The sequence below is a fragment of the Clostridium boliviensis genome (assembly GCF_033342255.1).
Classification (GTDB): domain Bacteria; phylum Bacillota; class Clostridia; order Lachnospirales; family Lachnospiraceae; genus Lacrimispora; species Lacrimispora boliviensis.
In genome coordinates, this window is the sequence record NZ_JAWONS010000078.1 from 1 (window position 1) to 424 (window position 424).

General features: G+C 50.7%; 1 protein-coding gene. It reads right to left on the reverse strand.

What is annotated here, in order from left to right; all coding sequences use genetic code 11:
• Positions 1–124: 124 nt before the first annotated feature.
• Positions 125–406, reverse strand: a complete 282-nt coding sequence (locus RZO55_RS25855; RefSeq protein WP_369293190.1) for a DUF2207 domain-containing protein — start codon at positions 404–406, stop codon at positions 125–127.
• Positions 407–424 lie beyond the last annotated feature (18 nt).

A 424-nucleotide genomic window follows, 5' to 3' on the forward strand; every position in this document is an offset into this window, starting at 1 on the left:
AGCGTAAGTGACAGGAGATCCAGGGCCGATTTTCCCGTTTCCAACAATCTTTCACGGGCGGCGAAGCGCGCTTGAAGCGCTTTTTCTTCGGATAAAATGTCCGCTTTCATGTCCTTGTCCTCGGTCAATTTCGCCTTCGGCAGAAATTCTCCTGGAAAAAGGAGCCGGATTTCGGAGGTGACCCTGGCGGGGAACAGGGCGTCTGATAACGGATGGAATAATCCGTGATGTCCGTAACCTGTCCGTTTGCGCGTTCATGCAAAAAATATTGGATCTGGTCCTTGTGAAAGGGCTTTGGCAGAATCACATCGATCGTCACCCGGTGGAGATCGGATTCATTGCTGTAATCAAAGAAGGCCCAGTAAAATTCGGCGGTATCCCTGTATTTTCTCACGGCGTTGCTCAGGCGATACCGGTAGTAAAC